This window comes from Oleiagrimonas sp. (genome assembly GCF_027858935.1).
Lineage (GTDB): Bacteria > Pseudomonadota > Gammaproteobacteria > Xanthomonadales > Rhodanobacteraceae > Oleiagrimonas.
In genome coordinates this window covers 1-5851 of record NZ_JAQIBU010000326.1, presented here as the reverse complement: position 1 = coordinate 5851, position 5851 = coordinate 1, and the positions used below count along the sequence as shown (strand labels likewise).

Genomic DNA, 5851 nt, shown 5'->3' with positions numbered 1-5851 from the left:
TGCAGCTTGCCATCGGCCACCCAGGGGCCCACCGCCTTCAGGAACTCGTCGTACCGATCGCCGTAGTCTTCAAAGATGATGAAGCCCTGCATGCGAATGCGATTTTTCAGCAAGGTGCCGGTCAGCAGCGGCGTGCGGTCGGGACCGGGCGGCAGTTCGGTGGCGTTGTAGCTGGCGACCAGGCCGCACAACGGAATACGCGCCTTGGCATTGAGCAGCGGCAACACGGCATCGAAGACCTTGCCGCCGACATTCTCGAAGTACACGTCGATGCCGTCCCGGCAAGCTTCGGCAAGCCGCTCGGGCATGTCCTCGCGATGGTGATCGATGCAGGCATCGAAACCCAGCGTGTCGACCACGTAGTCACACTTCTCCTTGCCGCCGGCGACGCCGACCACGCGGCAGCCCAGCTGCTTGGCGACCTGTCCGACCACCGATCCGACGGCACCGGAAGCGGCCGCAACGACCACGGTCTCGCCTGCCTCGGGCTGGCCGATGTCGGTCAGGCCCATGTAGGCGGTGAAGCCGGGCATGCCGAGGATGCCGAGCGCCCAGGAGGGACTCATCTTCGCCGGGTCGAGCTTGTTCAGGCCGCTGCCGTCGGACACGGCGTAGTCCTGCCAGCCGGTGTAGGCCAGCACCCAGTCGCCGGCCGCGTAGCCGGAATGCCTGGAGGCCTCGACCCGGCACACCGTGGCACCGACCATGACCTCGCCGATCTCCACCGGCGGGGCATACGACGGGGCATCGGACATGCGTCCGCGCATGTACGGGTCGAGCGACAGGAACACCGTACGCAACAGCACCTGGCCGTCGCCGGGCGCGGGAACCGGATCCTGCTCAAGACGGAAATCATCCGGCGTCGGCGCGCCTTCGGGGCGCGCGGCGAGTACCAGGCGGCGATTATGGTCGGTAGCTTGTGACATCGATGAAGATCCTTGTCGTCGAGGGAATGGATACGCCCACCATGAATGCTGGCAGGGACCGGCAAATTCAACCGTTCCATGCGGATCCGGGCCGATCCAGGGGGTGACGTCCCGTGCCTGCGACCCGCATCCCCACAAACCGCCGCAGGAAAACATGGTGCGCATGGCGATACATCAGGTACACTTGTTGCGTTGTATGCGTTGATGTCCCCGACTTCCCAAGCGGATCACCGTCGTTACCGGCAGCCCCTGCCGCGACACGGCCCGCACCATTCGGCCTCACGCACACAACCGGGAAGTTCGCCCCCAAGGGTGCACATCCGCCCCATTTCCCCACTCGCAGCGCGGTTTACAGGGAACGCTCCGAGTCACATGCCTGTTTGCACAGGCCCGGCATGCCCGAACCAATCGGCGCGTGCCTCCAAGGAGCATTCCATGAATTTTGACACCCTCGGGCTTTCGCCCGCGTTGCTGCGCGCGATTTCCGACCAGGGCTATACCGAGCCCACCCCGGTCCAGGCCGCCTCCATTCCGGTGGTGCTGGAGGGCCACGACCTGCTGGCCAGCGCGCAGACCGGCACCGGCAAGACCGCCGGCTTCACCCTGCCCGTGCTCGAGCGCCTGTTCCCGAACGGCAAGCGCCCCGGCGACACCCGCGCATCGCGTCCACGCGCGCTGGTACTGACCCCGACCCGTGAACTGGCCGCCCAGGTGCATGCATCGGTCCGCGACTACGGCAAGTACCTCAAGCTCAGCAGCACCTCCATCTTCGGCGGCGTGGGCATGGGCAACCAGATCCAGCAGCTGCGTCGCGGCGTGGACATCGTGATCGCCACGCCCGGCCGCCTGATCGACCACATGCAGCAGCGCAACATTGATCTGTCCGGCATCGAGATCCTGATCCTGGATGAGGCCGACCGCATGCTCGACATGGGCTTCCTGCCGGCGCTCAAGCGGATTCTCTCGGTGGTCCCGGGCAAGCGCCAGACGCTGCTGTTCTCGGCCACCTTTGCACCGGCCATCAAGACCCTGGCCGCGCAGTTCATGCACGATCCGAAGGAAGTGCAGATCGCCAAGGCCAACACCGTGGTCTCCACGGTCAGCCACCGCGTGCACCCGGTCGACGCCGAGCGCAAGCGTGACCTGCTGCTGCATATCCTGGCCGAGGACAGCCGCCGCCAGACGCTGGTGTTTGCGCGCACCAAGCATGGCTCGGACAAGCTGTGCAAGCACCTTTCCAATTCCGGCCTGCGCTGCGCTGCGATCCATGGCAACAAGAGCCAGAACCAGCGCACCCGTGCCCTGGCCGACTTCAAGAGCGGCAAGGTCAACGTGCTGGTGGCCACTGATATCGCCGCCCGCGGCCTGGACATCGAACAGTTGCCGATGGTGATCAACCATGACCTGCCGATGGTTGCCGAAGACTACGTGCACCGCATCGGCCGCACCGGCCGTGCCGGCACCGAGGGTCTGGCCATCTCTCTGGTCAGCCACGAGGAATCGGGCCTGTTGCGCGACATCCAGTTGCTGCTCAAGCAGGACATCGAGATCACGGCAGTTAGCGGCTTCGCGCCGACCCAGCCGCTGCGCATGGATGCCGGTGCGCCCAGGCCACGCCAAGGCGGCCAGCGCCAGAACACCAGCAAATCCTCGCGTCAGCGTCGCCCGCACACGCACGAGCGCAAGCCCGGCGGCAACACGCAGAATGCCGCCAAGCGGCGTGGTCGTGGACACGGCGGTCGCGCACAGCGCAATCCGTAAGAAAAACCCATGCCCCGGATGCGGCGTGCCGCGTCCGGGTTATGCCGCAGCGTGGTCGGGATGGAGCCGGGCCGTGAGCACGTGGTCGCGCCAGACCCCGGCAATGCGCAGATAGCTGCGCGCATAGCCCTCGCGCTCGAAGCCCAGACGCCCAAGCAGGCGTTCGCTGCGACGGTTGTGCGGCATGTAGTTGGCCATCACGCGATGCAGCTCCAAGCTGCCAAAAGCGAAGCCCATGCCCGCCTCCAGCGCCTCGAACATCAAGCCCTGGTTCTCGTGCGCATGGTCGATGCCGTACCCCAGGTGTGCGGCCTGGAAGACCCCGCGCATCACGTTGGAAAATGTGAAACTGGCCAGCACGCGGCTGCGTGAGGGGTCGAATACCAGCAGCGGATAGGCCCGATCGGTCAATGCAGCGTCCCTGCTGTCGGCAATGCTGTGCTCGCAGGCCTCGAGCGTGTAGTACCCGGGTGTGCGCTCGGGTTCCCAGGGCGCCAGGTGCGTTCGATTGTCCACCCGGTAGCGCTGCAGCATCTGCGCCTCCTCCAACGTGGCCAGCCCGATGCGCGTGCGCGGCGTAAGCAGTTCGGGAAACGGGTACATCGCAGGACTCCGCGGCTCCGGGCGCCGCCGGCTCAGGTCGCGAGGATAGCCGCTACGGCCCGCCGGGCACATCCCCGGTATCGGTATCCATGCGGATGCCGCGCCTGGAAACACCCCGATAGATCACTTCGATACCCAGAGCCAGTCCCAGCATCGCCACCAGGACCCACAACTGAGCGGGCGAGCGCATGGCCGTCTCCACCAGCAGACTGGCAAGCGCCAGCAAGCACAGACCCGCACCGCCCCAGGCCATCGCGGTCTTGAAACGGCTGCCTGCGCCCATCCGCGCATGGGCTGCGTTGACCGCCGCGAAGATCAGCAGGAATCCGGTGCTGCCCATGGTGGAAATGTTGGACAAGTCGAACGCATTGGCCATCACCAGGGTCAACACCGCGGTGATCAGCAGTCCCTCGAGCGGACGATTCCAGATCCGCCGCTCGAGGAATGACGGCAGCTCGCCGTCACGCGCGATCACGTAGCTCAGCCGCGCGGCACCATACAGGGTGGCGTTGATCGCCGAGGTGGTCGAGAGCAATGCGGCAATGGTGATCACCAGATAGCCGGACTCACCCAGGAACGGCCTTGCGGCCTCGGCCAGTGCATAGTCCTTGGCCGCGACGATGCCGTCGACCGAAAGATTGCCCAGGGTCACCGCCGCCACCGCGATGTACAGCACGATCACGAAACCCACACACGTGTAATAGGCACGCGGCAGCGTGCGCCTGGGATCACTCACGTCCTCGGCGGAGTTGGCGATCAACTCGAAGCCTTCGTAAGCGACAAAGATGACCATGCCGCCAGCCACAACCGGCAACCAGCCGGCCCACTGCGAGGGCGCCAGTCGATGCACACTCATGCCGGCCATGCCCAGCACCACGAAGCCCGTCAGGATCAACACCTTTATCGCCACAATCCAGCGTTCGGCCGCACCAATGGCCTTGACGCTGAACATGTTCAGCAGCGTGACCAGGATGATCACCGCGCTGATCAGCGCGTGCGTCCACAACCCGCGGTGGCCCGGTGCAAACAGCTGCGCTCCGTAACTTCCGAACGCATGCGCGTACAGCGAAAGCATGATGATGTAGCTGATCCACAGCAGCACGTTGGCGGCACCGGTGAACAGACCGGGACCATAGGCCTTGTAGAGAAAGGTCACGGTGCCCCCCTGCGAGGGATACGCTACCGAGAGCCGCGCATAGGACCAGGCGGTGACCAGCGCCACCAGGCCGGCCAGCGCGAAAGCCAGCGGCGCGGCGCCGCGGGTGAGCTTGACCGACAGCCCCAACACCGCAAAGATGCCGCCGCCGACCATGCCGCCGACGCCGATGGCGACCGCGCCCCAGAAGCCAACGCCCGGCCTGTCCTCGTCCTGAGCCATGCTGCCCCCGGATTGCCAACGTTAGCGGCCATTATCCACACAGCGCCGGCCGCATGGTCGTCCAAGACGTGCGCGGACGATCAATCCTCCGGGTCAGCGTCCTCCAGGTCGCTGTCCAGATCTTCCTCGAAGCGCAGGTGCTTGACGCTGCGGCCGTGCCGGCGCACCAGCTTGAGCGCCTCGATGCCGATCTTGATGTGCGCTTCGACGTAGTTGGCCGTGACCTTGCGGTCGCTGGCCTCGGTCTTCACGCCCTCGGGAATCATCGGCTGGTCGGACACCAACAGCAACGCGCCGGTCGGAATGCCGTTGGCGAAGCCGGCGGCAAAGATGGTCGCCGTCTCCATGTCCACCGCCATGCAGCGGGTCTGGCGCAGGTAGCGCTTGAACTTCTCGTCATGTTCCCAGACGCGGCGGTTGGTGGTGAATACCGTGCCCGTCCAGTAGTCGTGACCGAGGTCGCGGATCATGGTCGACACGCCGCGCTGCAGCTGGAAGGCCGGCAACGCCGGCACTTCCGGCGGCAGGTAGTCGTTGGAGGTGCCCTCGCCACGGATGGCGGCGATGGGCAGGATCAGGTCGCCGATCCGGTTCTTCTTCTTGACCCCGCCGCACTTGCCCAGGAACAGCACCGCCTGCGGCGAAATGGCCGAGAGCAGGTCCATCACGGTGGCGGCATTGGGACTGCCCATGCCGTAGTTGATCATGGTGATGCCGTCGGCGGTGGCGTTGGACATGGGCCGATCCTTGCCGCGGATCTCCACGTCGTGCCACTTTGCGAACAGTTCCACATAGTTGCCGAAATTGGTCAGCAGGATGTGTTCGCCAAAGTCTTCCAGTTCGGTACCGGTATAGCGTGGCAGCCAGTTGGCCACGATATCTTGCTTTTCCTTCACGTTGTCATTTCCCGCACAGGGCGCACCACGACAGGTGGCGCGCGTCGCCGGCGACGCCACGCCGGCAGGTCACATTTGTTTCTCGTGTCCGTATCAGTTTACGCCTTACCGCAAGCCGCGTCCCGGCCGTCAAGCATGAACGGCAGTGCACTGGCCTGCGTGGATTTTTTGGCAGCACGCGTGCACGCCCGGCACAATGATCAAAAGGACTGAAGGAGGCTGCCATGCTGATCGTCGTCGGAATCATCCTTGCCATCGCGGCATTGTTCGCTCTCGCGATAGGGGGA

At 65.1% G+C, this 5851-nt stretch carries 5 protein-coding genes; 1 reads left to right on the top strand and 4 read right to left on the bottom strand.

What is annotated here, in order from left to right; genetic code table 11:
* Positions 1–926, bottom strand: a 926-nt coding sequence (locus PF446_RS12410; RefSeq protein ID WP_298072057.1) for an NADP-dependent oxidoreductase, incomplete at its 3' end; no start/stop codon positions are given.
* 435 nt (positions 927–1361) lie between these two features.
* Here PF446_RS12410 and PF446_RS12405 point away from each other — a divergent pair.
* Complete coding sequence (locus PF446_RS12405; RefSeq protein WP_298072055.1) at positions 1362–2687, top strand: DEAD/DEAH box helicase; 1326 nt, start codon at positions 1362–1364, stop codon at positions 2685–2687.
* 39 nt (positions 2688–2726) lie between these two features.
* Here the strand turns inward: PF446_RS12405 and PF446_RS12400 are convergent, their stop codons facing one another.
* From PF446_RS12400 to PF446_RS12390, 3 genes are all read right to left on the bottom strand, one after another.
* Positions 2727–3290, bottom strand: coding sequence for a GNAT family N-acetyltransferase (locus PF446_RS12400; RefSeq protein ID WP_298072053.1), 564 nt, complete (start codon positions 3288–3290; stop codon positions 2727–2729).
* A 52-nt stretch (positions 3291–3342) separates the two neighbouring features.
* A complete protein-coding gene (locus PF446_RS12395; RefSeq protein WP_298072052.1) occupies positions 3343–4668 on the bottom strand; it encodes an APC family permease in 1326 nt (441 codons plus the stop codon).
* Between the two features lie 80 nt (positions 4669–4748).
* Positions 4749–5564 (bottom strand): AMP nucleosidase, encoded by an 816-nt coding sequence (locus tag PF446_RS12390; RefSeq protein ID WP_298072050.1) that lies wholly within the window; start codon positions 5562–5564, stop codon positions 4749–4751.
* Between the last annotated feature and the right edge of the window lie 287 nt (positions 5565–5851).